Annotated in this window: 4 protein-coding genes and 1 pseudogene; 1 reads left to right on the top strand and 4 read right to left on the bottom strand. The window is 35.7% G+C overall.

All coding sequences use genetic code 11. The features are described 5' to 3' along the window. Positions 1 to 88 (bottom strand): annotated as a pseudogene (locus tag A3GW_RS11545) (CadD family cadmium resistance transporter); the annotation flags it as partial. Positions 89 to 116: 28 nt separating this feature from the next. On the opposite strand from A3GW_RS11545, the gene A3GW_RS12055 reads away from it, so the two are divergent. Further along, complete coding sequence (locus tag A3GW_RS12055) at positions 117 to 341, top strand: FanG protein (protein ID WP_083907129.1); 225 nt, start codon at positions 117 to 119, stop codon at positions 339 to 341. A gap of 39 nt (positions 342 to 380) precedes the next feature. On the opposite strand, the gene rpmG is transcribed toward A3GW_RS12055, so the two are convergent. From rpmG to A3GW_RS12215, 3 genes are all read right to left on the bottom strand, one after another. Then, positions 381 to 530: a 50S ribosomal protein L33 gene (gene rpmG / locus A3GW_RS0107690; protein WP_002262412.1), complete on the bottom strand. Its 150-nt coding sequence runs from the start codon at positions 528 to 530 to the stop codon at positions 381 to 383. Between the two features lie 14 nt (positions 531 to 544). Further along, the gene (rpmF, locus tag A3GW_RS0107685; RefSeq protein WP_018368706.1) at positions 545 to 721 is read right to left on the bottom strand and encodes a 50S ribosomal protein L32; all 177 of its coding nucleotides are present in this window, start codon (positions 719 to 721) and stop codon (positions 545 to 547) included. 337 nt (positions 722 to 1058) lie between these two features. Then, positions 1059 to 1198 (bottom strand): LPXTG cell wall anchor domain-containing protein (locus tag A3GW_RS12215; protein ID WP_149036282.1); only part of this gene is annotated, 140 nt, incomplete at its 5' end.

The raw sequence follows: 1198 nt of genomic DNA, 5'->3' as shown, positions 1-1198 counted from the left end.
TTTTGGCAAAAAATAACATTAGGATAATAAGTAAGTCTACGGCTGTCCCAGAATACAGGATTATTGAAGTAACAACATTTTGAATCATAAAACACCTTATTCAAATATATTTTTGAATGTATTTTAACATTAAACTTTGTAGATGTCAACTTCAGCTCCACCAAAATATAGATAAAAAGTTAGTGTACCAAATATTAAAAAGCCCTGCCATCGAAATGATAGCAGGGCTTAACTTCAATATCCAAATGATATATTCATCTAAAAAAGGTAGAGTAAAAGGTAGAGTTCTTATTGATTTATATTGCAATGTAATGAACTTCAAAATTTCAAGAATCGCTTAAAATCAAGGTTTTCAGCGTTTACTGAAATGTAATGAAACCTTATTTTACCTCAGTAAAAATCACGTGCTTACGCAATTTTGGTGAGTATTTTTTCAACTGAAGACGGTCTGGGGTGTTACGCTTGTTTTTAGACGTCAAGTACAAACGCTCACCAGATTCTTTGTGTTCAAGTGTGATATTAACGCGCATTTGTATCCTCCCTCTTATTCGCCAGCTTTAGCGATTTTACGTCCTTTGTAGTATCCTTTCAAAGATACACGGTGTGAACGTGAGTAATCACCAGTAATTTCGTCAAATTTTACCGTTTTAGCGGTCAATTTGTAGTGGGTACGACGTTTATTTTTTTTCGCTTTTGATGTGCGACGTGCAGGTACTGCCATGTCTTTTTATCCTCCGATAAGTTTAATTTGATTTTCATCAACTTTATTATTCTACCATAGTTTTTTTGTAAAGTAAAGTTACTTGACACTTTTTTTGAAACGATAAAGCTAATAACTCTCCTTTTAGCATAAAATACTTTGCTATTTCTTTGAAGTCATCTCTATATCTTTGTGCAAATTAAAATTTTTCACAACAACGTACCATAAGAATGTTCTGTATCTCCTATTTTGATGAGTTTTCTATACCAATTTGAAAAGTCTGCTGAACAGTTACATCACCATCAGTCCTAACATTCAAAAAACTAGACTGGCTCATGCCAATCTAGTTTTTATTAGCTTATCTAGCTCGTCTTCTCAGTCCGGCTAAGCCTAGGGCTGATAGGAGGGCTGTTGCGCCGACAGCGGCTAGAGCTGTGTGGGCATCGCCTGTTGCAGGGAGTCCCTTCTTACCTGCTGTCGCTGAGGCTGGTGCTGAAG

The organism is Streptococcus entericus DSM 14446 (genome assembly GCF_000380025.1).
Classification (GTDB): Bacteria; Bacillota; Bacilli; order Lactobacillales; family Streptococcaceae; genus Streptococcus; species Streptococcus entericus.
Note: the sequence above shows the minus strand (reverse complement) of the source record. Positions and strands in the feature narration are given on the sequence as shown.

Excerpts from the sequence above, each read along its gene's own strand:
- A3GW_RS12055 (WP_083907129.1), top strand. The coding sequence starts at position 117 with ATGTATTTTAACATTAAACTTTGTAGATGTCAACTTCAGCTCCACCAA.
- rpmG (WP_002262412.1), bottom strand. The coding sequence starts at position 530 with ATGCGCGTTAATATCACACTTGAACACAAAGAATCTGGTGAGCGTTTG.
- rpmF (WP_018368706.1), bottom strand. The coding sequence starts at position 721 with ATGGCAGTACCTGCACGTCGCACATCAAAAGCGAAAAAAAATAAACGT.